This is a genomic window from Pseudomonas sp. GCM10022186, from assembly GCF_042656385.1.
Lineage (GTDB): Bacteria > Pseudomonadota > Gammaproteobacteria > Pseudomonadales > Pseudomonadaceae > Metapseudomonas.
Genome location: NZ_JBHSOU010000044.1, coordinates 353,603 through 378,838 on the forward strand (window position 1 = coordinate 353,603; position 25,236 = coordinate 378,838).

At 64.5% G+C, this 25,236-nt stretch carries 20 protein-coding genes; 12 read left to right on the forward strand and 8 right to left on the reverse strand.

Translation table 11 applies throughout. The features are described from left to right. Positions 1-68 precede the first annotated feature (68 nt). The 6 genes from ACFPU0_RS16235 to ACFPU0_RS16260 all read right to left on the reverse strand — a co-directional run bounded on the left by ACFPU0_RS16235 (position 69) and on the right by ACFPU0_RS16260 (position 5,352). Positions 69-977, reverse strand: a complete 909-nt coding sequence (locus ACFPU0_RS16235; RefSeq protein WP_377694209.1) for a MurR/RpiR family transcriptional regulator — start codon at positions 975-977, stop codon at positions 69-71. A gap of 195 nt (positions 978-1,172) precedes the next feature. Beyond that, complete coding sequence (locus tag ACFPU0_RS16240) at positions 1,173-1,937, reverse strand: ABC transporter ATP-binding protein (RefSeq protein WP_377694210.1); 765 nt, start codon at positions 1,935-1,937, stop codon at positions 1,173-1,175. Positions 1,938-1,955: 18 nt separating this feature from the next. Next, positions 1,956-3,068 carry a succinylglutamate desuccinylase/aspartoacylase family protein gene (locus tag ACFPU0_RS16245; protein ID WP_377694212.1) on the reverse strand — a complete coding sequence of 371 codons (1,113 nt, stop codon included), beginning with the start codon at positions 3,066-3,068 and terminating at the stop codon, positions 1,956-1,958. Between the two features lie 10 nt (positions 3,069-3,078). Further along, positions 3,079-3,777, reverse strand: a complete 699-nt coding sequence (locus ACFPU0_RS16250; RefSeq protein WP_377694214.1) for an ABC transporter permease — start codon at positions 3,775-3,777, stop codon at positions 3,079-3,081. A 16-nt stretch (positions 3,778-3,793) separates the two neighbouring features. Beyond that, positions 3,794-4,483, reverse strand: a complete 690-nt coding sequence (locus tag ACFPU0_RS16255) for an ABC transporter permease (RefSeq protein ID WP_377694215.1) — start codon at positions 4,481-4,483, stop codon at positions 3,794-3,796. Positions 4,484-4,575: 92 nt separating this feature from the next. Beyond that, complete coding sequence (locus ACFPU0_RS16260) at positions 4,576-5,352, reverse strand: ABC transporter substrate-binding protein (protein ID WP_377694216.1); 777 nt, start codon at positions 5,350-5,352, stop codon at positions 4,576-4,578. 413 nt (positions 5,353-5,765) lie between these two features. Here ACFPU0_RS16260 and ACFPU0_RS16265 point away from each other — a divergent pair, with 413 nt between their 5' ends. Then, positions 5,766-6,206 (forward strand): CopD family copper resistance protein, encoded by a 441-nt coding sequence (locus ACFPU0_RS16265; protein ID WP_377694217.1) that lies wholly within the window; start codon positions 5,766-5,768, stop codon positions 6,204-6,206. Positions 6,207-6,387: 181 nt separating this feature from the next. Further along, positions 6,388-7,104, forward strand: a complete 717-nt coding sequence (locus ACFPU0_RS16270) for a response regulator transcription factor (RefSeq protein ID WP_377694218.1) — start codon at positions 6,388-6,390, stop codon at positions 7,102-7,104. Between the two features lie 94 nt (positions 7,105-7,198). Here the strand turns inward: ACFPU0_RS16270 and ACFPU0_RS16275 are convergent, their stop codons facing one another. Both ACFPU0_RS16275 and ACFPU0_RS16280 read right to left on the reverse strand, forming a co-directional pair. After that, complete coding sequence (locus tag ACFPU0_RS16275; RefSeq protein WP_377694219.1) at positions 7,199-11,530, reverse strand: DUF5801 repeats-in-toxin domain-containing protein; 4,332 nt, start codon at positions 11,528-11,530, stop codon at positions 7,199-7,201. A 314-nt stretch (positions 11,531-11,844) separates the two neighbouring features. Next, positions 11,845-12,201, reverse strand: a complete 357-nt coding sequence (locus tag ACFPU0_RS16280) for a hypothetical protein (RefSeq protein WP_377694221.1) — start codon at positions 12,199-12,201, stop codon at positions 11,845-11,847. A gap of 451 nt (positions 12,202-12,652) precedes the next feature. On the opposite strand from ACFPU0_RS16280, the gene mhpB reads away from it, so the two are divergent. The 10 genes from mhpB (at position 12,653) to ACFPU0_RS16330 (ending at position 25,227) form a co-directional block, all read left to right on the forward strand. Then, entirely contained in the window at positions 12,653-13,597 is a 945-nt protein-coding gene (mhpB, locus tag ACFPU0_RS16285) for a 3-carboxyethylcatechol 2,3-dioxygenase (RefSeq protein WP_377694222.1), read from the forward strand. Between the two features lie 21 nt (positions 13,598-13,618). Next, complete coding sequence (locus ACFPU0_RS16290; RefSeq protein WP_377694223.1) at positions 13,619-14,476, forward strand: alpha/beta fold hydrolase; 858 nt, start codon at positions 13,619-13,621, stop codon at positions 14,474-14,476. 15 nt (positions 14,477-14,491) lie between these two features. Further along, positions 14,492-15,286, forward strand: coding sequence for a 2-keto-4-pentenoate hydratase (gene mhpD, locus ACFPU0_RS16295; RefSeq protein ID WP_377694225.1), 795 nt, complete (start codon positions 14,492-14,494; stop codon positions 15,284-15,286). A 20-nt stretch (positions 15,287-15,306) separates the two neighbouring features. After that, entirely contained in the window at positions 15,307-16,245 is a 939-nt protein-coding gene (locus ACFPU0_RS16300) for an acetaldehyde dehydrogenase (acetylating) (protein WP_377694226.1), read from the forward strand. After that, positions 16,242-17,261, forward strand: a complete 1,020-nt coding sequence (dmpG, locus tag ACFPU0_RS16305; RefSeq protein ID WP_377694228.1) for a 4-hydroxy-2-oxovalerate aldolase — start codon at positions 16,242-16,244, stop codon at positions 17,259-17,261. The genes ACFPU0_RS16300 and dmpG overlap by 4 nt, the downstream gene beginning before the upstream one ends. A gap of 364 nt (positions 17,262-17,625) precedes the next feature. Further along, complete coding sequence (locus ACFPU0_RS16310; protein WP_377694229.1) at positions 17,626-18,669, forward strand: YCF48-related protein; 1,044 nt, start codon at positions 17,626-17,628, stop codon at positions 18,667-18,669. A gap of 35 nt (positions 18,670-18,704) precedes the next feature. Then, the gene (locus ACFPU0_RS16315) at positions 18,705-21,080 is read left to right on the forward strand and encodes an efflux RND transporter permease subunit (RefSeq protein ID WP_377694325.1); all 2,376 of its coding nucleotides are present in this window, start codon (positions 18,705-18,707) and stop codon (positions 21,078-21,080) included. Between the two features lie 57 nt (positions 21,081-21,137). Beyond that, entirely contained in the window at positions 21,138-22,745 is a 1,608-nt protein-coding gene (locus tag ACFPU0_RS16320) for a DUF1302 family protein (protein ID WP_377694230.1), read from the forward strand. Between the two features lie 22 nt (positions 22,746-22,767). Further along, positions 22,768-24,033 carry a DUF1329 domain-containing protein gene (locus ACFPU0_RS16325; RefSeq protein ID WP_377694232.1) on the forward strand — a complete coding sequence of 422 codons (1,266 nt, stop codon included), beginning with the start codon at positions 22,768-22,770 and terminating at the stop codon, positions 24,031-24,033. An 87-nt stretch (positions 24,034-24,120) separates the two neighbouring features. Continuing rightward, positions 24,121-25,227 carry an alcohol dehydrogenase catalytic domain-containing protein gene (locus tag ACFPU0_RS16330; protein WP_377694233.1) on the forward strand — a complete coding sequence of 369 codons (1,107 nt, stop codon included), beginning with the start codon at positions 24,121-24,123 and terminating at the stop codon, positions 25,225-25,227. The last annotated feature ends 9 nt before the right edge of the window (positions 25,228-25,236 follow it).

Below are 25,236 nucleotides of genomic sequence, written 5' to 3' on the forward strand. Positions count from 1 at the left end.
GTGTCGCGTCCATGCCGCCGGTGGCTGGAATGCCGGGTTGCCCGGTTGGATGGGGCGGTGATGCTCGCCTACTTCTTCGGCGATTTGCGGCCGGACGGCATGTGCAGGTAGGACATCACGCTCTCGGTCAGTTCGGTGGCCAGCTTCACCGCTTCCTTGTTGCGCGCCATGACGCCTGCCACCAGGGCTTCGATCAGGGCGAGCACGGCGATATTGGAGCTGGTCAGGACCGGGTGATCGGCGGGCGCGAAGAGTACGTGTTCGGCAATGTTGCACAGCGGCGATGCGGGTGAGTCGGTGATCGCCAGCACCTTGGCGCCGCGCTCCATGGCGAAGCGCGCCAGTTGCAGGGTGTCGAGGGAATAACGCGGCAGGGCAATGGCCAGCAGCACATCCTGAGGGGTGATGGCCGCCAGGCGATAGGCGGCGTTTTCATTGCCGCCTTCCATGCTGATGGCGGTTGCGTCGGCGCAGAACGGCGTCAGCGTGGCGGCGGCCAGGCCGGCCATGTAGGCGCTGTTGCCAAAGCCGAGGACAAAGATCCTGCGTGCCTTGATCAGGCTGTCGACGAAGGCTTCGAAGGCGGTCGCCGGGTTGTTGGAGCCGGCGGCGCCAAGGTTGCTGCTGGCACTGCGGAGCTGTTCGTGCAGGCCGAATTCGCCGCCGGCGCGCTGCTCCAGTTCGTGGCGCAGCTTGTCGACCGGGGACACCATCTGCTGCAGGGTGGTGACCAGCTCGGTCTTCAATCCGGTGTAGCCCCCCAGGTCCATCACCCTGGCCAGGCGATTGACTGCCGAGGGCGAGGTGCCGGTCTCCTGGGCCAGTTCCTCGATGGTCAGGGTCGCGGCCTTCAGCGGATGGCGCAGGATGAAGTCGGCGACCTTGCGCAGGGACGGCGGCAAGTCCGGTGCCAGTTCCGTCAGTTTGCGCATCACCGGTGCGGCATAGACCGTTGCATTCTTGGGTGCTGTAGGCATGGGTTATCAGCGCTTCTTCGATTGTCTGGGAGGCACAAGCGCCCGGCTTGGCCGGCCTGCATGAGTCGGCTGAAGTGTATCCGAAGCCGGCAGAGCAGATGCGCGGCAAAACCGCTGTGTCCGAAGCCATGCCCAGGAGCGGAACCAGCGTGCCGGGGACTCCGGCACGCGCCACCACACAAGTCCGGCTCGGCGCTATTTCAGGCTGCCGGCGAGAAACTGCTGCAAACGTTCGGACTGTGGGTTGGCCAGCACTTCCTTCGGGCAGCCGCTTTCTTCGGCGCGGCCCTGATGGAGGAACACCAGCTGGTTGGACACCTCGCGGGCGAAGCCCATTTCATGGGTGACCACCACCATGGTGCGGCCTTCCACGGCCAGGTCCTTCATCACCTTGAGCACCTCGCCCACCAGCTCGGGGTCCAGCGCCGAGGTCGGCTCGTCGAACAGCATCACCTCCGGCTCCATGGCCAGGGCACGGGCGATGGCCACACGCTGCTGCTCGCCACCGGACATGTGCGCCGGGTAGGCGTCCTTGCGATGGGCCACGCCCACCTTGGCCAGGTAGTGCTCGGCCTTTTCGATGGCTTCTCTTTTCGGCACGCCGAGGACATGCACCGGCGCTTCGATCACGTTCTCCAGGGCGCTCATGTGCGACCAGAGGTTGAAGTGCTGGAACACCATGGCCAGGCGCGAGCGCATGCGCTGCAGCTGCCTGGGGTCGGCCGCCTTGAGGCCGCCGTCCTTGTTGGCCACCAGCCTGAGCTCCTCGCCATTGAGCAGGATCTTGCCGCCGTGGGGCTGCTCCAGCAGGTTGATGCAGCGCAGGAAGGTACTCTTGCCCGAGCCGCTGGAGCCGATGATGCTGATGACGTCGCCGGCCTTGGCCGCCAGGGACACGCCCTTGAGCACTTCGTGGTTGCCGTAGCATTTGTGAAGGTTGTCGATTTCGAGTCTGTACATGGCGGTTGCCTCGTGAAGTCAGTCGCTGAGCAGGCGACCCTGGCGAATGGGAGTACGGCCGGCGACCTTGGCCAGCCACAGGCCGGGCTGGGCAAAACGCAGTCGTTCGCGGGCGTAGAGGATGCCGTCGGTGCTGGCCTGCACCACGCTGCGGCGATCACTGAGCGGATCTATCACTTCGAACAGGGGGTCACCCACCTTGACCCGCGCGCCGAGCGGTTGCAGAAAACTCACCACGCCCGGATGCGGCGCACAGGCGTACTGCGCGCCGGCAAAGGGTGTGGCTTCGCAGTCGCAGTCCGGCGTGGCAGTCCGATCGCCTTCGACCAGTCCCTGTTCGGCGAGGAAGGCGAGCATGGCCTGGGCGCTGGCCTCGGCCTGTTCCCGTTCGGTATCGGCCATGCCACGCAATTCGATGGTGGTGGCCACGCAGGCTGCAGGAATGTTCACTGTCGGGAAGCGTTCGGCCAGGCGCAGCCAGGGGGCTGCGCAGGCTTCATCGAAGGCGTTGCCGCCGTAGCTTTCGGCGAGCAGCGCGGCACCGGCGCGCAGGTGCGCGGCCAGGCTGCGCAGGATCGGCCAGTGCTGGGGCAGGGCATAGAGCAGCATGATCGACTCGAAATCGCAGTGCAGGTCGAGCACCAGGTCGGCATCGCAAGCCTGGTGCAACAGCAACCGGCGCAGGCCGTCGAGTGGCGAAGTGGCGTCTGGCAATGCATCGATGGCCTCGCGCATCAGGCGTCGGATCAGCTTGACGTTTTCGTCCGCGTCGCTGCCGAGCCGGCCCTCGAGGTGAGGCGCGACCATCTCGGCCAGTTCCGGGAATTCACGGTTGAAGTTCTGCCCGCTGGCGAAATCGAAACGGCCCTGGTGGGTCGCCTGGATCATCTGCGCGAGGCCGATCGGATTGGCCACCGGGACCAGTTCGATCACCCCGGTCAGGCGGCCCTGCTCCTCCAGTTCGCCCAACAGGCGCTTGAGTTCCACGGCCACGCGCATGCCAGGCAATTCGTCGGCATGCAGAGAGGCCTGGATGTAGGCCTTGCGCGGCCCGCTGCCAAAACGAAAGAGCGACAGGCTCCGCTCGGTGCCCGGCGCACTCCAGGGCAGGCTGTGTTGGATGTGTTCCATGGGCGAATCCTTAGTGCTTTCTCGGTGCCAGGTACGCCAGCCAGCGGCGCTCGGCCAGCTTGAACAGACGCACCAGGATGAAGGTCAGGGCCAGGTAGAAAACGCCGGCAGTGATGAAGGCCTCGAACGGCAGATAGAAGCGCGCGTTGACGGTGCGCGCCGCGCCGGTGATATCGATCAGGGTGACGATCGAAGCCAGGCTGGTGGTGTGCAGCATCATGATCACCTCGTTGCTGTACTGCGGCAGTGATCGGCGCAGTGCCGACGGCAGGAGGATCCGCCGGTACAGGGCCAGGCGCGACATGCCCGAGGCCGTGGCCGCCTCGATCTCGCCATGGGCCGTTGCCTTCAGGCTGCCGGCGAGGATTTCCGCGGTGTAGGCGCTGGTGTTGATGGCGAAGGCCAGGCAGGCGCAGAAGGTGGCGTTGGACAGATAGGGCCAGAGCACGCTCGCGCGCACCGCCTCGAACTGCGCCAGGCCGTAGTAGATGAGGAACAGCTGCACCAGCATCGGGGTGCCGCGGATCACATAGGTGTAGAGCCAGGCCGGAGCATTCAGCCAAGGCGAGCGGGACACCCGCAACAGCCCCAGTGGAATGGCCAGTGCCAGGCCGATTGCCAGGGAGACCAGGAGGGTCGACAGGGTGACCAGAACACCACCGAAGTAGAGCGGCAGGTTGGCCCAGATCAGGTTGTAGTCGAAGTTCATGCGATCGTTCCCGTACTTACAGAACGGCGGCTCTTGTGCCGACCGAGACGTGCTTTTCCAGGTAGCGCAGGGTCAGCAGGGACAGGCTGGTGAGCGCCAGGTAAAGCCCCGCCACGGTCAGGAAGAAGGTAAAGGGCTCATGGGTCGCATCGGCTGCGTTCTTGGCCTTGAACATCATGTCCTGCAGGCCGATCACCGAAATCAGTGCGGTGGATTTGGTCAGCACCAGCCAGTTGTTGGTGAAGCCGGGAATGGCGAAGCGGATCATCTGCGGCACCAGGATGCGGAAGAACGCCTTGGTCGCGGCCATGCCATAGGCCGCGGCAGCTTCGCCCTGGCCCTTGGGGATCGCCATGAAGGCACCGCGAAAGGTTTCGGAGAAGTAGGCGCCGAAGATGAAACCCAGGGTGCAGACACCGGCGATGAAGGGATTGATGTCGATGTACTCGGGGTGGCCGAGCAAGGGGGCCACCCGGTTCACCAGGTCCTGGCCGCCGTAGAAGATCAGCAGGATCAACACCAGATCAGGGAGGCCGCGAACCAGAGTGGCGTAGCTTTCGCCGAGCAGCGCCAGCCACTTCAGCGGTGACAGTCGACAGGCAGCCCCGACAAGACCCAGGGCAATCGCCAGGACCATGGAGCTCAGGGCCAGGCTCAGGGTAAGCCAGGCACCATCGAGAATGGTCGGGCCATAGCCGTGAAGCATGATCGAATTCCTCATGCGATGCGCCGGAAGGCGCGCGGTAAGACGAGAACTGGCGCCTCTGTCAGAGAAGCGCCGGCACTACAGGTGGGCAATCACTCGCCGTAGATGTCGAACGCGAAGTACTTGGCTTGCACCTGCTGGTACTTGCCATTGGCACGGATGGCATCGATGGCGGCATTGAAGCGTGCGACGTTCGCGCTATCGCCTTTGCGGAAGGCAATCCCGGCACCCCTGCCGAAGTAGCTCGGGTCGCTGAAAGCCGGACCGACCAGGGTGAATCCCTTGCCCGCAGGCGTTTTGATGAAGCCTTCGTCAATATTGATGATGTCGGCCAGGGTGGCGTCCAGGCGCCCGGCGGCGAGGTCGAGGAAGGCCTCGTTCTGCGAGGCGTAACGCACCACTTCGATACCCGCCTGTTCGAATCGATCGGTCGCATAGCGGTCGTAGGTGGAGGCGCGTTGCACGCCGACCTTCTTGCCCTTGAGGTCCACCAGCGGGTCGTTGATCGGGCTACCTGCCTTCATCGCCAGCCTGCCGGGGGTGTGGTAGTACTTTTTGCTGAAGTCCACCGATTTCAGACGGTCTTCGGTGATCGACATCGAGGACAGCACTGCATCTACCTTGCGTACTTTCAGCGAGGGGATCAGCCCGTCGAACTCCTGCTCGACCCATTCACACTTGATCTTCATTTCGGCGCACAGGGCGTTGCCGATGTCGTAGTCGAAACCACTGATGTTGCCTTCCGGGGTCTTGAAGCCGAAGGGTGGGTAGGCGGCTTCGATACCGATGCGCAGAGTGTCCTGGCCGGCCGGGGCCAGGGTGCTGAAGGCGGCGAGCGCCAGGGCGCCTAGAAGTACGATCTTGTTCATCTTGTTGACTCCTTGAAGGGGCGTTTTGAGGATCGATGCCTGAAAAATGTCCTGGGTAGCGTTTTTCGAGGGCAGCGTTGACTCAAGCGCGGCGTCAGTTGACGCAACGTCTTTCCGAACCTTGTGAGTACGAGGCGCCCGATCTGGAAAGGTTGGCCAGGTCGGCTGCTTGAGGTGCGCATATGAATGACATGTTTTGTGTCATAGATCAACCGAGTGACATGAAAAATGTCATTGCGCTGTTCCTGGGCCACGCTGGAGCACCGCAGCGGATTGCGCGAGGCGCTGGGGTGAGGAATCTTCCGGTACAGCCCGCCGCCACCGGGGCTTGATCCGGATCATGGCGCCGTCGCCGGCGCCCGGCATGATCGTCGGGACAGTCGACGAGGCGGCCTCGGGCCAGGGGAGGGAAGGTGGGTTATCTATTGCTGAAGTTCGTGCACCTGACGGCGGCGGCGTTCTTCATCGGCGGCGTGTTCTTCGAAGTGATGATCCTCAGCCGCGCCGCACGAACCCTGGAGGCGGCGCCGCGGGAACACCTCTCCCGGGCCCTCGGCCAGCGTGCGCGCAAGGTCATGCACTGGGTGGTCCTGGCGCTCTATGGCGCCGGCCTGGGACTGGCCTGGCACTACCGCGCGGCGCTGCACGCGCCTTTCGCCAGCAGCTTCGGCACCCTGCTGACCCTGAAGATCTGCCTGGCGCTCGGCATCCTCGGGCACTTCCTCGCCGTGGTCTATCTGATGCGCACAGGGCGCATGACCCCGGCCCGCTCGCGGCTGATCCACCTCAGCGTGCTGGTGCAGATGCTGGGCATCCTGTTCCTGGCCAAGGCGATGTTCCTGGTGAGCTGGTAGGGGCGCTGGCGGCGGGGGCGTCGACGGGGCGGCCGCGCCCGGCGGGAAAAGGGAAACAGCCGCCTGTCCTGCCATGTCCGCTCCAGGTCCGGGGCTGCTGGCAATATGCCCAAAGCGCACTTATATAAAACCAGCTGTCATCGAAACGAATCCTTCATTTTGCAGGGGAGCGAGAAAGGCCATGCCAGCTCGCACGAATCCCATACGCGTGATGCTGATCGATTGTCGTCCCCTCGTCCTCATGGGCCTGCATGACTTGATCAATGCCAGGAAACCGCGGATGGAGGTGAGCGGCCAGGCCACCACCTATGCCATTGCGCTGGAGCTTGCCGATCAGTTGCATCCCGATGTCGTTTTTTTCAGCTTCTTCCCGGATGCGCTGGACCCGCTGGAGGTCATCGCTGGACTTTCCCGCAGCGCCGAGATGAAAGTACTGGTGCTCAAGGGCCTGTATGAAGCCGTCCCCGTTGCCCAGGCGATAGAGGCTGGCGCAAGGGGCGTCGTGCTGGCGGAAGCCCCGACGGAGTCGATCACCCAGGCCATCATCAAGGTTCACCATCGCGACAATGGACTGGATATCGCCTGGGCCGGCGGGCTTTCCGGCTACAGCGCAAACGGGCACGCACACGTGAACGGCGATCCGGAGCACGCGAAACAGGCGCAGCTGACGCTGCGGGAGAGGGAACTGATCCGCGCCATCGTCGGGGACCCGTCCGCCAAGTACATGTGCATCGCCGCGCGCCTGGGCATCAGCGAACACACGGTGCACAACCACCTCAGCAGCATCTATCACAAGCTCAACCTCATCAATCGGACCGACCTGCTGATGTATGCGCTGAAGCACGGACTGACCCATAACGGAGAGCCGCCCGAGTCAGCCTGGGGGGAAACGGATTGAGTGGAGGCGATTACGTCCATCCCATGTTGGCACTGCAAGAAACAATGCGAGGGTGGTTTCCACGCCACCCCCGCATGCTGTGCCGCAGGAGGCCTCAGACGCCGCCGAGGACGATATCGGTATTCAGCAGGTCGACCCCGACCACTGTGATGGTCGTTGTCTGTCCGCCAGTCTCGTTGATCGTCACAATGCTGTCGTTGCCGTCATTGTTGATCGAAGGCTCGGCGGCGTTCAGGTCCCCGATGAGTACCAGACTGTCCCGGGTCGAGCCGACATCGAAGCCGGTGACCTGGTACAGGTTCTCGTCGATCGACAGATCGATGTTGAAGGCATCACGTTCATCGAGCGTGCCAATCAGCCTGAAGTCGAAGAGCTGGTCGGCCGGGTCGTTGGCGAACAGGTTGGCGTCAAAGGTACTGGTCGCCGAGTCCCCATCACCGTCCGTCAGCGTGGCGCTGAACGCCAGCTGGATATCGCTGGCAAGGCTCTGGGTCTCCTGAATGAACTGGATCACCGGGATCTTGATCGTGCCCAGCCCCATCGTGAGCTGAACGGCGTCGATCAGCTTGGTGCCCTCCCTCTCGATGAGGAAGGACTTCTGGTTTCCAGCCTCCGAGGTCAGATCAGCGGCGAGAACCTTCGTCGGCGAACCCGAAGTCGTGCCGTCCACGTAGTAGATCGTGTAGTACAGCTCTTCCGTCGCCGGGTTGTACCCCTGCACCGAGTTGTCGATGAATACCTTCATGGACGTCAGCGCCGACTCGGGGTTGATGACGAAACTCTCGTCACCGGCATTGATGCCCGGCGTCGTGTTTCCTTCCAGGTTGTTGTTGCCGATACCGATGCCGGACGTGCTGACGTTCATGGCCGCCGTGCCGATATACGACGGCAAGGGGTCGGTCTGCAGTTGGGCTTCGGTGAGGTCGGTCAGCCCATCCCCGATGCCGGTCTCAATGCTGTCATCACCCTCCTGTGGAGCCAGCGGATTCGCGGCGAAGAAGACGATTTCCTCGGTCCCGATCGTCAGCGTGCGCACTGGGTCAGGACCACCGGCATCGAGCGAGCCATCGGCGCTGCTGAGGACGATCGTCGAACGGAAGCCTTCCACCAGATCCAGTGCATAGCTGCCATCGGCAAAGGCGGTCAGCGTGTAGTTGATGGTGGTATCGTCCGTTTGGGTGTTGTTGTCGAAATCGCCGGTCAAGGTCCCGGAGAAATGGTACGCGCCATTGGCGTCCGGCGAAGGCGACTGCTCGGTGAGTGTGCCGCTCCCGGTGGTGGTCGTGCCGTTTGGCCTGACGAGGGTGAACTCGTCATTCACCAACGAGATATCGAGACCGGCCGCACCCAGCCCGTCGGCTCCAGCCTCCATGTTCCAGAACCCGTATTGCGCAAGGTCGGTACCGGTCCCGATCAGGTTGCCGAAGGCGAGCGTCGGGCCATCGTCCTCGAACTTGAAGGCGTCACCGATATCGCGTGTCGCCGTGTCGGTGTCGCCATCGCCGTCGGTGACGGTCGCCGTCAGCGTTACCAGAGCGGCCGCCATGCCTGCTGCGGAGGCGCCTGTCTCATCCGGATCGAGCGGATCGTCGTGCACCACCGCAAGGTTCTGGGTCAGCGTCACTTCGCCCGAAGTGACGGCGACTGCGATGGTGAACGCCACGGCCCCGGCCTGATCGGCAAGGCCGCCGGCCGTCCCGACACGGCCTACTACGGAACCGTTTTGCAGGAACAGGAAGATCTTGTTGCCCGACTGCGTTTCCACCAGGCCGCTGTCCACACCCCCCGTCGCGCTCACGCCCAGTGCGTAGGTGAGCGCATCGGTGTCCTGGACGTCGTCGTCGTCGGTATCCTTGAAACCGTCCTGGCCAAAGGCCGGCGTCGAGAACAGGCCTGCAAAGCTGATCGGGCCGTCACTGTTCGGGAGCCCCGTGTCGTCGGTCGTCAGCGTGGGCACCGGGTTCGCGTTCGCATCGATCGATGGACCGTCGTCTTCGAACTTGAAGGCGTCGCCGATATTGCGCGTCGCCGTGTCGGTGTCGCCATCGCCGTCGGTGATGGTTGCTGTCAGTGTCACCAGGGAGGCCGCCATACCGGCTGCGGAGGCGCCTGCCTCGATCGGGTCGGCCGGATCGTTATGCACCACCGCAAGGTTCTGGGTCAGCGTCACTTCGCCCGTATTGGCGGCGACCGAGATGGTGAACGCCTCGGCCCCGCCTTGATCGGCAAGGCCGCCGTCTGTGCCGACACGGCCCACGACAACGCCGCTTTCCAGGAACAGGAAGATCTTGTCGCCCGACAGGGTGTCCAGCAGGCCACTGTCCACGCCCCCCGTCGCGCTCACGCCGAGGGCGTAGGTGATCGCATCCGCGTCCTGGACGTCGTCGTCGTCGGTATCCTTGAAACCGTCCTGGCCGAAGGCTGCCGTGAACACGCCCGCGAAGCTGGTCGGGCCGGCACTGTCCGGAATATCCGTATCGTCGGTCGTCAGCGTGGGCACCGCGGTCGCATTCGCATCGATCGATGGCCCGTCGTCTTCGAACTTGAAGGCGTCGCCTATGTCGCGCATCGCCGTGTCGGTGTCGCCATCGCCGTCGGTGATGGTCGCCGTCAGTGTCACCAGGGAGGCCGCCATACCGGCTGCGGAGGCGCCTGTCTCATCCGGATCGTTCGGATCGTCGTGCACCACCGAACGGCTCTGCGTCAGCGTCACGTTGCCCGTATTGGTGACCACCGAAATGGTGAATGCCTCGGCCCCGTCCGGATCGGCAAGGCCGCCGTCTGTGCCGACACGGCCCACGACAACGCCGCTTTCCAGGAACAGGAAGATCTTGTCGCCCGACAGGGTGTCCAGCAGGCCGCTGTCCACGCCATCCGTCGCGCTCACGCCGAGGGCGTAGGTGATCGCATCCTCATCCTGGACGTCGTCGTTGTCGGTGTCCTTGAACCCGTCCTGGCCGAAAGCCGTCGTGAACACGCCCGCGAAGCTGGTCGGGCCGGCACTGTCCGGAATATCCGTATCGTCGGTCGTCAGCGTGGGCACCGCGGTCGTGTTCGCATCGATCGACGGTCCGTCATCCTCGAAGATCATCTGGGAGCCGACTTCGGTGGTCGAAACATTGACTTGGAGCAGCTGGAAGCCACCGATATCGAAATCGGCGTGGTTATTGCCCTTGGCGTCGGTGGCCGCGCCGTTCTCGATGAGTACGCGGTTGTGATCAGGCTCGGTGGTGTATTCAATCGTGTAGCCGGCCTTGACGCCGGTGATGGTTGCAATCCCACCAGTCAAGCTGATGGCAATGCCCGGATCATTCACCGATCCGTCCGAGTTCTCGATCACCAGCCCGGTGCTCTTGTTGATGACGCGAACATTGATGATTTCAACCGACGTATCGTCGTCATAGCCGTCGACGAAGTCATTGCCAGATTCGGGATCAGTGGTGAATGCGCTGATTCTTACGACGGCACTCTTGCCGCTCTGCAACTGCACGACGTCGAACTGGGCAGACCTCGCATTGAAGACGTCGGTGAAGTCGATGTTGGATTCGAGGTCTGCTTCGTTCTGGTCCAGGTTGGGAATGGTCACATCCTGCCGGGCGCCTGTGACGAAGGTAAAACGAATGCCTTCCTGTTCCACGATCATCTGATTGTTGGTGCCAAAGGTGGTCGGGCCACCCGCCTGGCTGGTATTGATGGTGTCGCCCGTCGTTATGTTCACGCCGGTCGACTGGTTTGCGGGGGTCTTGCCAGTGGCGATGATGGTGGGATCGGCGATCCGCAAGACTCCGTTGTCGTCAACCAACTCCGGGTTCGCCGTCGTGAACATCAGGAAGAGGTTCTGGCCGGAGGGCGCATTGGCCAGGCTGAATTCAATGTTCTGGCTGGTGCCGACGAAAACGAGATCCGACAGATCGACAGCGTCGTCGGGGTCGCTGTCGATCGAATGCAAGAGCGGTTCGTACTGCACGGTCCAGATCTTGCCGCCCGATACCGGCGATCCGGTTTCTTCGATATAGGCAGCGAATACGATCGCGCCGTCTATGCCTCCGGCTCGGCCCAGAACGATGTTGTTGTCTTCGGTATCCGTGTAGAGAAGGATGCTGGTTCCATCGAGGGTGAACAGCCCGCTGTCCAGGCCATCGAGCGGCTCGCCAAGGTCGTCGGTGAAGCTGACGTCGGTGATGGTCGCTCCGGGCGTGGGAGTGATGCTGAACGCATCGGCGCCTGTGTCATCCGGCTCACCGGTATAGCCACTCAAGGCCGCACCCAATGCGGTGCCTGCCCCCAGTTCTGTCAAACGGGCAGAGAAGTCCGAGGGTAGGGACGTCACCAGTATGTCGTTGTCGTCAGCGTCTCCCTCCACGTCAGTGGCGAAATCGTTCTGCAAACCGGTCGTTTCGTCCAGCGTAACGTTCACAATAGCCATGATTTCCTCCTGCGCAGTTCCGGGCAGCGAGGTCTGGCCGTTGCCCTGGTTGATGACCCAACTATGGGGAAATGCCGGAGGATCGCGTATCGCCCGATACTCCCAGGCGGGGTGGGAGTTTCGGACTACCTGGCATGCGGAAATGGCAGGTCGGCGCTGGAAAATTGCGCTGCTGCGTGGGGGCAGGCGGCCGGGCAGCCACCTGCGGTGTCTCGATCTGCTGCCGAACTGCTCGGCAGCCTTTGACCGAAGTCGAGTAGCGGGTCTCGTGGACGAAAATGCCTACGAGTCAGTCAGGAGTGTCCTCCCGTGAATCATCGGTAAATCCAGGCTTCGTAGATTTGATAGATGGCCACCAGGGCCATCCCCCACAGAAGCAACTCCCGAAATACCTTCAGGGTCAGGCACCAATAGACCGCGCCGGCCACCAAGGCACCCAGTATCAGTTTGTGCGTCGGGTCCCACTGCTTTTCATACTCGGCCGCGAAGTATCCAGCGGCCAACGATGCCAACACCTGCAGGGCCGCCTGAAGGAAAAGTCCACCGGCAGCGGACTTCGAAGCGGATTCGTAGACTTTCCCCAAACCCCTGCAGTAACGGCACTCTGTCGCGTATCCATTTTTGAGAATCGCTCGGCTGCCATGGCATACGGGACATTGTTGCCAAGCCATAGTCTCCTCTTGATATCAGGGTGGATGCATTAATGAGAAACGTTAGCCCGCCCGGTGTCGCTTGGCATTACCGCACGTAGGGCAAAGGCCGCCGTTGGGCTGGTGGGAAGCACGGAACAGGGGGGCATAGTCCCCAGCTTGCCCCCAAAGGGCCTGGTGCCAGGCGCTTGCAACAGCACGATTGACGAGCACTCGGGCATTCGAGGGAAACAGGCCCGCTCAGATTCTTGCGCTTTCGGGATAGCGCCGTACGCCACGGGAGCGCCTGCCGGGGGGCAGCTCCCTATCCTCGGTGGGGTTCGCCTCGGTTTTCGAGAGGCCACCATTGCCCGAGCGCCCTCTCTCCGGGAGGAGCGCTGCCGACGCAGCCACGGAGCCTGTCCCGCATGAGCCATTCAAACCCCCCAGTTTTTCTGTACCTGTCGGCGCGCTCGATGTGGGTAGCGCATCGATGAGCGCTCTGTTGCAGTGCCTTTCGCACACCCCACTGGTCGGTCATGTCGACCCTGCGCCGGAGGTGCTCGCCGAGGTCAATGGGGTGACCGCCGCAGCGCGCGAACGAATCGAACGTTTTTCTCCGGAGTTGGTGTTCCTGTTCTCGCCGGACCACTACAACGGCTTTTTCTACGATGTAATGCCGTCGTTCTGCATCGGCATGGCGGCCCACGCCATCGGTGACTTCGGCACCGCCGCCGGGGTCATCAGCGTGCCGCAGGAGCTGGCCGAGCGGTGTGCCGAGGCGGTGCTGGCCGACGGGGTGGATGCGGCGGTGTCCTACCGCATGCAGGTGGACCACGGTTTTGCCCAGCCGCTGGAAGAGTTGCTGGGTGGCTTGCGGCGCTATCCGGTGATCCCGGTGTTCATCAACTCGGTGGCCGTGCCGCTGCCCAGCTTCCAGCGTGCCCGCCTGCTCGGCGAGGCCATCGGCCGCTTCGCCCGTTCCACCGGCAAGCGCGTGCTCTTCCTCGGCTCCGGAGGCCTGTCGCACCAGCCGCCGGTGCCGGAGCTGGCCCGGGTCGAGGGGTTGATGGCCGATCGCCTGAAGGGCAGTGGCCGTCATCTGCCCGCCGATGAGCGCGAGGCCCGGCAGCAGCGGGTGATCAACGCTGCGCGCCTCTTCGTCGAGGACGAGAACAGCCTGCACCCCCTGAATCCTGCCTGGGACCAATCCTTCCTCGACGTCCTGGCCGCCGGCCGGCTGGACGAGCTGGATGGCCTGGGCAACGCAGAACTGTCGGCCATCGCCGGCAAGTCCACCCATGAGGTGAAGACCTGGGTGGCGGCTTTTGCCGCGCTGTCCGCCTTCGGTCCCTATCGGGCCAGTGCCCGCTACTACCGCCCGATCCCCGAGTGGATCGCCGGCTACGGCGCGCTCGCCGCCGAGCCACTTGCCTGAGCCTTTCCGGAGAAGCCCGACATGACCACCATCACCGAAGCGGCTACCAGCCAGTTCATCCGTATTGCGGAAGGCGAGCTGGAGCTGAACATCCACTACAACGACTGCGGCCAGGGCCGCGAAACCGTGGTCATGCTCCACGGCTCCGGCCCCGGCGCCAGTGGCTGGGCCAACTTCAACCGGAATATCCAGCCACTGGTGGACGCGGGCTTTCGCGTGATCCTGCTGGACTGCCCGGGCTGGAGCAAAAGCGATTCCATCGTCTGCACCGGCTCCCGTTCGGACCTCAATGCCCGCATCCTCAAGGGGCTGGTGGACCAGCTGGAGCTGGACCGGGTGCACCTGGTCGGCAACTCCATGGGCGGGCACAGCGCCGTGGCCTTCGCCCTGTCCTGGCCGGAGCGGGTGGGCAAGCTGGTGCTGATGGGCGGCGGCACCGGCGGCGCCAGCCCCTTCGTGCCGATGCCTACCGAGGGCATCAAGCTGCTCCAGGGCCTGTACCGCGAGCCGACCATCGACAGCCTGAAGAAGATGATGAGCATCTTCGTCTTCGACCCCAGCGACCTCACCGAGGAACTGTTCCAGGCCCGCCTGGACAACATGCTGGCCCGCCGTGATCACCTGGAGAACTTCGTCGCCAGCCTCGCGGCCAACCCGAAGCAGTTCCCCGATTTCGGCGCGCGCCTGGCGGAGATCAAGGCCGAAACCCTGGTGATCTGGGGCCGCAACGACCGCTTCGTGCCCATGGACACCGGCCTGCGCCTGGTGGCCGGCATCCCCCATTCCGAACTCCACGTGTTCAACAACTGCGGCCACTGGGCGCAGTGGGAGCACGCCGACAAGTTCAACCGCATGGTGCTGGACTTCCTCACCCACTGATTGCCGAGGTGCGAGATGACCCTTTCCCGGGATTCCCTTGAACGACTGGCCGCCGCGCTGCGCGGCGCGGAAGCCAGCGGCGAGGCCATCGGCCCGTTGCGCGAGCGCATCGGCGAAGATAACGGCGAGGCGGCCTACGCCATCCAGCGCCTGAACGTTGCCCATGGCGTGGCTGCCGGGCGCCGCGTGGTGGGCCGCAAGATCGGCCTGACCAATCCCAAGGTGCAGGCGCAGCTGGGCGTGGGCCAGCCGGACTTCGGCACCCTGTTCGCCGACATGGCCTACGGCGACAACGAGGTGGTGCCCTTCAAGCGGGTGCTGCAGCCGAAGATCGAGGCGGAGATCGCCCTGATCCTCGAGCGCGACCTGCCGCGCGCCGACACCGGTTTCGCCGATGTGCTGGCGGCCACCGGCTGGGTATTGCCGGCCCTGGAGATCGTCGGCAGCCGGGTCGAGGGCTGGAACATCCGCTTCGTCGACACCGTGGCCGACAACGCCTCCAGCGGTTGCTACGTGCTAGGCGGCCCGGCACGCCGGATCGATTCGCTGGACCTGCGCCAGGCCGTCATGCGCATGACCCGCAACGGCGAACTGGTGTCCAGCGGTAGCGGCGCCGAGTGCCTTGGCCACCCGTTGAATGCCGCCGTGTGGCTGGCGCGCACCATGGCCCGCCTGGGCGAACCGCTGAGGGCCGGCGACCTGATCCTCACCGGCGCCCTCGGGCCGATGTCCGCGGTGGCCGCCGGCGACCGCTTCGAAGCGGTGATCGACGGCATCGGCCAGGTGGCCGTCGATTTCAGTGCCGAGTGATTGCAGAGAGAGCTTTTCCCATGAGCAAGAAACGCAAAGTCGCCATCATCGGTTCCGGCAATATCGGCACCGACCTGATGATCAAGGTGCTGCGCAATGCGCAGTATCTGGAGATGGGCGCCATGGTCGGCATCGACCCGGCGTCCGACGGTCTGGCCCGCGCAGCACGACTGGGCGTGGCCACTACCCATGAAGGCGTGGAGGGCCTGACCCGCCTGCCGGTCTTCGACGAGATCGACTTCGTCTTCGATGCCACCAGTGCCGGTGCCCACGTGAAGAACGACGCCTTGCTGCGGGGCCACAAGCCCGGTCTTCGCGTGATCGACCTGACCCCGGCCGCGATAGGCCCCTATTGCGTGCCGGTGGTCAACCTGGAGCAGCACCTCGCCGCGACTAACGTCAACATGGTCACCTGCGGCGGCCAGGCCACCATTCCCATGGTGGCGGCGGTGTCCCGCGTGGCCAGGGTGCATTACGCGGAGATCATCGCCTCCATCGCCAGCAAATCCGCCGGCCCCGGCACCCGCGCCAATATCGACGAGTTCACCGAGACGACCTCCAAGGCCATCGAGGTGATAGGCCAGGCGGCCAAGGGCAAGGCGATCATCATCATGAACCCGGCCGAGCCGCCCTTGATGATGCGCGATACCGTGTTCGTCCTCAGCGAAGCCGCCGATCAGGCGCGCATCGAAGCCAGCATCGAGGAAATGGCCGCCGCCGTGCAGGCCTACGTACCGGGCTACCGCCTGAAGCAGCGGGTGCAGTTCGACGAGGTCCGCGACCTGAATATCCCCGGCCACGGCCGCTTTTCCGGGCTGAAGACCTCGGTGTTCCTCGAAGTGGAAGGCGCCGCCCACTACCTGCCGAGCTACGCCGGCAACCTCGACATCATGACCTCCGCCGCGCTGGCTACCGCCGAACGCATGGCCCAGGCGATGAACCACGGAGACGCGGCATGAACGGCAAGAAGCTCTATATCTCCGACGTAACCCTGCGCGACGGCAGCCATGCGATCCGCCACCAGTACTCGGTGGATCAGGTGCGGGCCATCGCCCGCGCGCTCGACCAGGCGAAGGTGGACGCCATCGAGGTGACCCACGGCGACGGCCTGCAGGGTTCGTCCTTCAACTACGGCTTCGGCGCCCACACCGACCTGGAGTGGATCGAAGCCGCCGCCGAGGTGATCGAGCATGCCCGCCTCACCGTGCTGCTGCTGCCCGGCATCGGCACCGTGCATGACCTCAAGGCCGCCTATGACGCCGGCGCCCGCAGCGTGCGGGTGGCCACCCACTGCACCGAGGCGGACGTGTCCAGGCAGCACATCGAATACGCCCGCAGCCTCGGCATGGACACCGTGGGCTTCCTGATGATGAGCCACATGATCCCGGCCGAAGAGCTGGCGAAGCAGGGCCAGCTGATGGAAAGCTACGGCGCCCAGTGCATCTACATGGCCGACTCCGGCGGCGCGATGAACATGAACGACATCCGTGACCGCATGCGCGCCTTCAAGGCCGTGCTGGACCCGGACACCGAGACCGGCATGCACGCCCACCACAACCTGAGCCTCGGCGTGGCCAACTCCATAGTCGCGGTGGAGGAGGGCTGCGACCGCATCGACGCCAGCCTGGCGGGCATGGGTGCTGGGGCCGGCAATGCGCCGCTGGAGGTGTTCATCGCCGCCGCCGAGCGTCTCGGTTGGAACCACGGCACCGACCTCTACCGCCTGATGGATGCCGCCGACGACCTGGTGCGGCCGCTACAGGACCGCCCGGTGCGGGTCGACCGCGAGACCCTCGGCCTCGGCTATGCCGGCGTGTATTCCAGCTTCCTGCGCCATGCCGAAGTGGCGGCGGCGAAGTACGGCCTGAAGACCCTGGACATCCTCGTCGAGCTGGGCAAACGCCGCATGGTCGGCGGCCAGGAAGACATGATCGTCGACGTGGCGCTGGACCTGCTGGCCGCGCGCAAGGCCTGATCCACCGAAGGGGAGTACCCCTCGGCGCCTTGCCTGGCCTCGCTGGTGGATAGAAGAGCGCTATCCACCCTACAGGGCTGTAGGGGCGAATTCATTCGCCAAGGGCGGCGAAGCTGCCCCCTTTCGGCCTCGAAGGGCAGACCTGCGGTCTGCTTCGCGATTGAAATCGCCCACACGAAAAGCTTGCCCCGGGGCCACTGGCTATCCCGCGAATGCACAGGGCGGGCGGCAATATCTGCGCCTGGGGGACAAGCCCTGCAGTGTCGGGATAGTTCGGCTCCCGGGGGGTACCTAGAGTGGGGTTGCCTGCGTTGCCGGCGCCATTACCAGAAAAAAGACGACGCCAACCCTGTGGACCCGACCCATGTCAAAACTCATCAACATCGATCAAGCCGCCGCCCAGCGGATACCGCGCCCAGGCATCGTGCAGCGCGCCCTGAAAGCGCTGATGACGGTGCTGCCCTGGTCGATCATCGCCGGCCTGCTCTGGGCCGGGCTGTTCATCAAGCCGCAACCGGTCGGGGGCACCGTGACCCCGCCGGCGCTGGAGCGGCGGGACCATTTCTACGGCCTGGCCCTGGCGGCCGAAGGCGAGGTCTGGGCTTGCGGATCGAACGGCAAGATCCTCGCCATCGCGCCGGACGGCCAGGTTCGCCGCCTGCCCACACCGACTGACCGGACGCTGCAGGACATCGCCATCTGGGATGTCGAGCATGCCGTGGCCGTGGGTAACGACGGGGTGATCCTGCATAGCCGGGAGGCGGGGCGGAGCTGGCAGCTCGCTGACGGAGTGCCGCGCTCGGAAGTCGCCAACAAGCTGAACCGGGTGCGTGTCGCCGCAGGCGGGCTGGCCATCGCCACGGGTGAGATGGGCGCCCTGCTGGTCAGCCGGGATTACGGCCAGACCTGGCAGCGTTTGCGCGAAGAGGAGGACGTCGCCTGGAACGACGTGGCCATTCTCGAAGGCGGCCGCCTGGTGGTGGTCGGCGAGTTCGGCCGCGTCCTGCTCAGCGATGATCAGGGACAGAGCTGGGAGGAAATCGCCGCGCCCGTTCCCGGTTCGCTGATGTCGGTGCGATTCCGCGACGGCCAGAACGGCGTGGCGGTCGGCCTCGAAGGCGCCCTGCTGATGACCCGTGATGGCGGCCGGAATTGGGAAACGGTCGAGCTGGGCGTGACCGAGCATCTCTTCGATGTGCTGTGGAACCCGCAGCAACAGCGCTGGTTCGCCACCGGCGCGCTCGGCCGCTGGGTTTCCGGCAATGACGAGGGCTGGAATACCGGTGCCCTGGATGAACGCAACCTGTCCTGGCACACCCGCGCGCTGGTGGCCGGTCGCGAGACCTGGATGGCCGGTGCCGACATCGGCCGCTGGGATGGCCGTCAATGGTCGGAGCTGCAGCCATGAACGCCCCCCTGGCCCCTTCCAATCGAGAGCAGAACATGATCGAACGCATTGCCGAGCTGTGCATCCGTCGGCGCGCCTGGGTGGCCGGCGGACTCTTCCTCCTGACCCTGGTCCTCAGCTGGTTCGCCCTGCATATCGAGGTGCGCACCGTCTTCGAGGACATGCTGCCGTCGCGCCACGAGTACGTGCAGACCCACGAGAAGTTCAAGGACACCTTCGGCGGCTCGAACATGGTCACCATCATGTTCGAGGTGGAGCAGGGCGACATCTTCCAGACCGCCGTGCTGGACAAGGTGCGCACCGTCACCCTGGGCCTGCGCGAGGTGTCCGCGGTCAACCAGTACCAGATCACCTCCCTGGCTTCGAAGAAGCTGAAGGAGGTTCGTGCTTCCACGGCTGGCATCGAGAGCCGCCCGCTGATGTGGCCGGACCTGCCGGCGAACGCGGAGCAGATGGCCGAGCTGAAGCAGGCCGTGCTGCGCAACCCGCTGGTCTACGGGCCCTATGTGTCGAAGGACCTGCAGGCGACCCTGGTCACCGTGGACTTCATCGACCAGCAGGTGGACTACACCACGGTGTTCCACGAGATCCGCGAGCTGATCGCCAAGGTGGATGACGGCAGCGTCAAGATCCGCGTGGTGGGCGACCCGATCCTCTACGGCTGGGTGGGCCATTACCTGCCGGAGACCGTCCAGCTGGTCGCGGCGGCCCTGCTGGTGACCCTGGTGATGCTCTTCGTCCTGCTGCGCACCTGGCGCGGCCTGACGCTGCCGCTGCTGGCCGGCCTGGTCAGCGCGATCTGGGCGCTGGGTATCTGCCGGCTGCTCGCGATCAACTTCGAGCCGCTGGTGATCGTGGTCGCCATGCTGATCACCTCGCGGGCGGTTTCCCATTCGGTGCAGATCGTCAATCGCTTCGACGACGAACTGGAACTGCTGCCGCCCGGCGCCGATACCGCGCGAATCGCCGCCAAGGTGGCCCTGGCCGACCTGTTCCGGCCGGGCATGCTGGGGGTGATCGCCGATGCCGCGTGCATGGCGGTGGTGGCGCTGAGTCCGATTCCGATGCTGCAGAAGCTCACCGTGCTGGCGGTGGTCTGGGTATCGACGCTGACCATCAGCGCCGTGATCCTCACGCCGGTGATGCTGTCGTTCATCCGCAAGCCCCATGGCGTGGCGCACCCCATCGATTGCCTGCCGCTGCTGCGCAAGGTGCTCGACCTGGCGGTGCGGGTCTGCCTGTCGCGTGCCCGTTACGGCGTGCTCGGTGCCAGCTTGCTGGTGGTCCTGGGCGCCGGCCTGTGCTCGCTGAACCTGAAGATCGGCGATGCCAATCCCGGCTCGCCCATCCTCTGGCCGGAGTCGCCGTACAACCGTGACTCCGCCGCGATCAACGGCCGCTTCGAAGGTGTCGACCGGATGTTCGTGGTGCTCGGTGACGACAGCCGCCCCGGTCTGATCAAGGGCAACGAGGCATTGCACGCGATGAACAGCTTCCAGCGTTTCATCGAGGCGCAGCCGGAAGTGGGCGGCTCATTGTCCATCGCCGATGTCCTGCCCCATGTGAACGCCAGCCTGCGCGAAGGCAATCCGCGCTACCTGGAACTGGGCGACAGCGGTGCGATCAACGGCAGCCTGATGGCCATGCTGGATTCGGTCTCCGAACCGGGGGACATCTCCCGCTTCGCCGACGACCAGTACGCCAATGGCTCGGTGACCCTGATGTTCCGCGATCGCCAGGGCGAGACCATCCGCACGGCGGTGGCGCGGATCAAGGAGTTCATCGCCAGCCATCCCCTGGCCGAGGGCCAGTGGCACCTGGCGGGCGGCCTGATCGGGGTGATGGCGGCAGTCAACGAGATCATCCTCTCCAGCCAGATCGAGGCCATCGCCCTGGCCCTGCTGGTGCTCGCCGTGCTCTGCACCCTGGTCTACCGCTCCAGCGTCGCCGGCATGGTGTTCATGGTGCCGGTGATCATCTCCAACATGCTGACCTTCGCCTTCATGACCTGGAAGGGCATCGGCATGAACATCAACACGGTGCCGGTGGCGGCCCTCGGTATCGGCCTGGGCGTGGACTACGCGTTCTACATCGCCGACCGGGTGAAAGAGGAAATCGCCCACGGCCGTAGTGCCGAAGAGGCCATCCGCCTGGCCCTGCATTCCTCGGGCATGGGGGTGATCGTCACCGCCAGCGTGCTGATCGTCAGCACCCTCTTGTGGTGGGTGTCGTCGCTGCGTTTCCAGGCCGAGATGGGCCTGCTGATGGCCATCTGGCTGAGCGTATCGGCCTTCTCCGCGCTCTTCGTCATGCCGGCTCTGCTCTACGTGTTCCGGCCGCGCTTCATCTTCGGCGAGCCCGACCAGGCCCCCCTCGCCAGTGTTCCACCTCCCTCGTTTCAGCAGGCTTGAGACGAGATAACAACAAGAACCATCAGTTCCCCGCTGCCATCATCTCTGGGAGACAACATGAGCAAGTCCTGCATCCCGGTCGCGTGCTCGCGCGTGCCGCTCCACAAGCTCGCCCTGGCAATCGCCCTCGGCACGGTCGCTGCACCGCTGCTCGCTGACGACAGCTTCAAGTTCGACGGCTACCTGCGTGAGGAGCTGTCCTGGAACGCCAAGAACTGGGAAGACACTCCCGGCTATGACGACAAGGGCAAGTTGTCGATGGCGCGCAGTACCGCTCGCCTCAACCTCGACTGGCAAGCCACCGACAGCGTGTCGGTAGTGGCCAAGCTGCGCGCGGTGCGCGAGGTCGAAACCGACTTCCTCGAACACCTGGAGGAAATGGGCGCCAACAACCATCGTGAAGCCGATGGCCGCGGCGACATCATGGAGCTCTACAACAAGGCGGAGATCCGCGAGCTCTACGTCGACTTCCCGGTGGGCGAGCGTCTGTCCTTCCGCATCGGCAAGCAGCAACTGGCCTGGGGCGAGACCGATTTCTTCGCCGCCAACGACCTGGTGCATGGCTTCGACTACACCTGGCGCAACTTCCTCGAACCGGCCAACGAGGAACTGCGCAAGACCAACAACATCGTCAAGATGAACATCGATGTGCCGGAACTGGAGGGTGGCCTGGAGGCCTTCATCCGCCCGGGCCTGGACCGCACGCAGGACATCGGCACCGAGATCGATATCTACGGTGGGCGCTGGTCGAGCAACCCCTATGCCGGCGTCGATTTCCGCAATGTCGACCCCTACAACTTCGAGAACGACGAAGGCGACTACCACGACTGGACCGGCGGCCTGCGCTGGAGCGGCATGTACGGTGACACCAACTACTCGCTGTCGTACCTGAAGACCTTCTACAACGCTCCGATCCTCAATGCCTCGGACAACCTGGCGTTGATCGGCCGGCCCGACCTGCCGTCCGGGGCGGTCACCCGCGGCACCGATCAGACCCGTGGTGTCGCTGGCGAAGTCATCTACCCGATCGTGGATATCTTCGGCCTTACCGCCAGCCGCTACTCCGAATGGGCCGATGCGGTGTTCAGCACCGAAGTCGCCTACATCAAGGACGCGCCCTACCAGATCGAACTGGCCACCCCGACACTGCTCAGCCAGCTGATCGCGCCGGGATTCGACGGTTTCACGCGCAAGGATGTGCTGGCGATGATGCTGCGCATGGACAAGAACGTCGCCTTCACCCAGAGCCTGCTGGGCACCGAAAAGCCGATGTTCTTCTCCGTGCAGCTGTTCGACAAATGGGTGCAGAACTTCGATGAGGACGACAACCTGCTCTATAGCGTCGGCTGGGGCGGCAAGGTCAAGGAGCACTCGGTGCTCGCCACCACCATCTTCGACCTCAGCTACGACAGCGGGCGCATCCGTCCGAACCTGGTACTCGGCGCCGACCTGAGCAACGGCGGTGGTTTCGCCGTGCCGTCGGTGACCTTCGAACTGTCCAGCAAATGGCGCTGGAAGGTCGAGTACGACGCCTTCTGGGACGACGCATCCCGCGATCCCGACAAGTGCCCGCCCGGCAATGGCGCCACCTGCGACAGCACCACGCTGTTCGGTTACTTCCACGACCGCGACCAGGTCTACACCAGCCTGACCTACCTGTTCTGACCCCCCAATCGGAGACCTCACCATGAGCGCATCCCGTTTCGCCCAGCGGCACAGCCTGGCCGCCAGCCTCATCGCCGCCTGCAGCGTCTCGTTCCCGGCCATTGCGGCAGAGCTGCCGGCCGGCACCGTGATTTCCGCCGCCAACATCGACCAGATCAAGGGCGACACCTTCGAAGGGCACAGCATCGCCAGCCTGCTCACCGAAAAGATGGAGTGGCGCATCCGCAACAACGGCTGGAAGCTGCCTTTGGCCAAGTCCAGGGAAGTGCCGCTGGACCCGCGCTGGGTCAAGGCCTCCCAGGCCAACGCGGGCAAGGCCAGCATCAACAAGGAAGCCTGCCGGGTGGATAACTGGGGGGCGGGCGAGCCGTTCCCCGGGATCGATATGAAGGACCCGCAGGCCGCGGAAAAACTCATGTGGAACTGGCACCTGGGCCAGTTGGTGGGGGATGTCTCCCAGGTGCCGCAGTTCACCCAGTTGCTGATCGATGGCAAGAAGGGCGTCCACGCCGAGCCGGTGGCGGAGTTCAGCCGCTACTCCATGAAGGGCCGGCTCACCGGCGACAGCACCGTCGAGGGCGATGGCAGCGAGCGTGGCCGGCAGTTGCTCTACTTCAAGTCGCCTTCGGACATGAAGGGCCTGGGCACCTACACCCAGATGTACGACTCGGAAAAGGTCAACGATGTCTGGGCCTATATCCCGGCCGTGCGCCGTATCCGCCGGCTGTCCGGCGGCGCCTGGATGGACCCGGTGGGCTCCTCGGACCAGTTGCAGGATGACCTGGATGCGTTCAACGCCCGCCCCTGCTGGTACCCCGAGTACAAGCTGGTGGAAAAACGCTGGGTGCTGGCCGCCGCCAACAGCAAGACCGGCCTGTGGAACCCGGACGGCAAGACCTTCGCCGAGAAGTACCCGGTGCTCGATGACCAGGCGCCGTACTGGAACATGAACAACAACGACTTCGAGCCGCGCGAGGTGTATGTGATCGAGGCGATCACGCCCTCGGTCCATCCCTACAGCAAGAAGGTGCTGTACATGGACGTGAAGTACCCGCGCTTCTATTACGCCGAGGCCTATAACCGCAAAGGCGAGTTCTGGAAGTTCATGGAATTCCATTCCTACGCCAACACCGCCGATGGCGACGTTCGGACCACGGCCAGCGCCGTCATCGACTTCCAGCGCAACCACGCCACCCTGTCGCTGATCGACACGGCAGCCTGGAAGACCAACTTCGACGCCAAGTCCAGCAACTTCTCCCTGCAGACGCTGCAGTCGGCAGGGCGCTGACCCGGTGAACGTCGGCGCCGCGATGGGCGGCGCCTTGCAACCAGTCCGGCGGCCCATGGGGCCGCCGACATGCCGAGGACAAGAACGATGACGATGATGAAAGCCGCCCGTCTGCATGAGATCGGCGGAAAGTTCGTGGTGGACGAAGTGGCCAGGCCGGCGCCAGGGCCGCACGACGTGCTGGTGAAGGTCGAGGCGTCCGGTGTGATTCCCAACCTGAAGAATGTCACCACCCATTTCCCCGAGTGGTATCCCTTCCTGCCTCTGCCGGCGCTGCCGGCGATCTTCGGCCTGGATTCGGCCGGCACCGTCGTGGAGGTCGGTTCGGCCGTCACTTCGTTCGAGCCGGGCGATCGCGTCTACGTGAACCCCGGCGTCGGATGCGGGGAGTGCCGTCATTGCAAGCAGGGCGAGACGCCTCGCTGCGAGGCCTACACCTTCATGGGCTACTTCGGCTTCGGCTCGGGTTCGAAGGCGGTTTTCGAGAAGTACCCCTACGCCGGCTATGGCCAGTACATGACCGCACCGGTTACCAATCTGGTGCGCTTGCCGCAGCGCATGAGCTGCGCCCAGGCCACCCGTTTCGGCTACCTGGGCACGGCCTATTCGGCGATCCGCAAGGCCGCCCTGCGGCCGGCGCAGAGCATCCTCGTCCTGGGGGCGAGCGGCACCCTGGGTGTGGGCGCGACGCTGCTGGCCCTGGCGTTCGGCGCGTCCCGCGTGGTGGTGGCGGCACGCGATGGCGCCGCCCTGGAAAGGCTCAAGGAGCTCGATCCGCAGCGTGTCGAGATAGTCCGGATCGGCCAGCGTTCGATCCGGGAACAGGTACTCGAGAAGGTGCCTGGCGGCGTTGATGCGATGCTCGACACACTGGGGGCGAAGGCGCCCGCGGCGCTGTCGGTGGACGCCATGCAGGCGGTCGGCCGTGGTGGGCGGATCGTCCAGATCGGCGGCGTGGCCGGTCCGATCCCGATCGATCCGCACCCCTTCATGTGCGCGCAGCTGCAGTACATCGGCTCGCTGTGGTTCACCACTGCCGAGGGCGACGAAATGGCGAGCATGGTGGAGGCGGGGATTCTCGATCTGTCTCTGCTGGAGGCGCGCGCCTATCCCCTGGAGCAGCTCAACGAAGCGCTGGACGAGATCCAGGCGCAGGGTAATGGCTTCAGCAACTTCCACATCCTTCACCAGTGACCGCCAGGA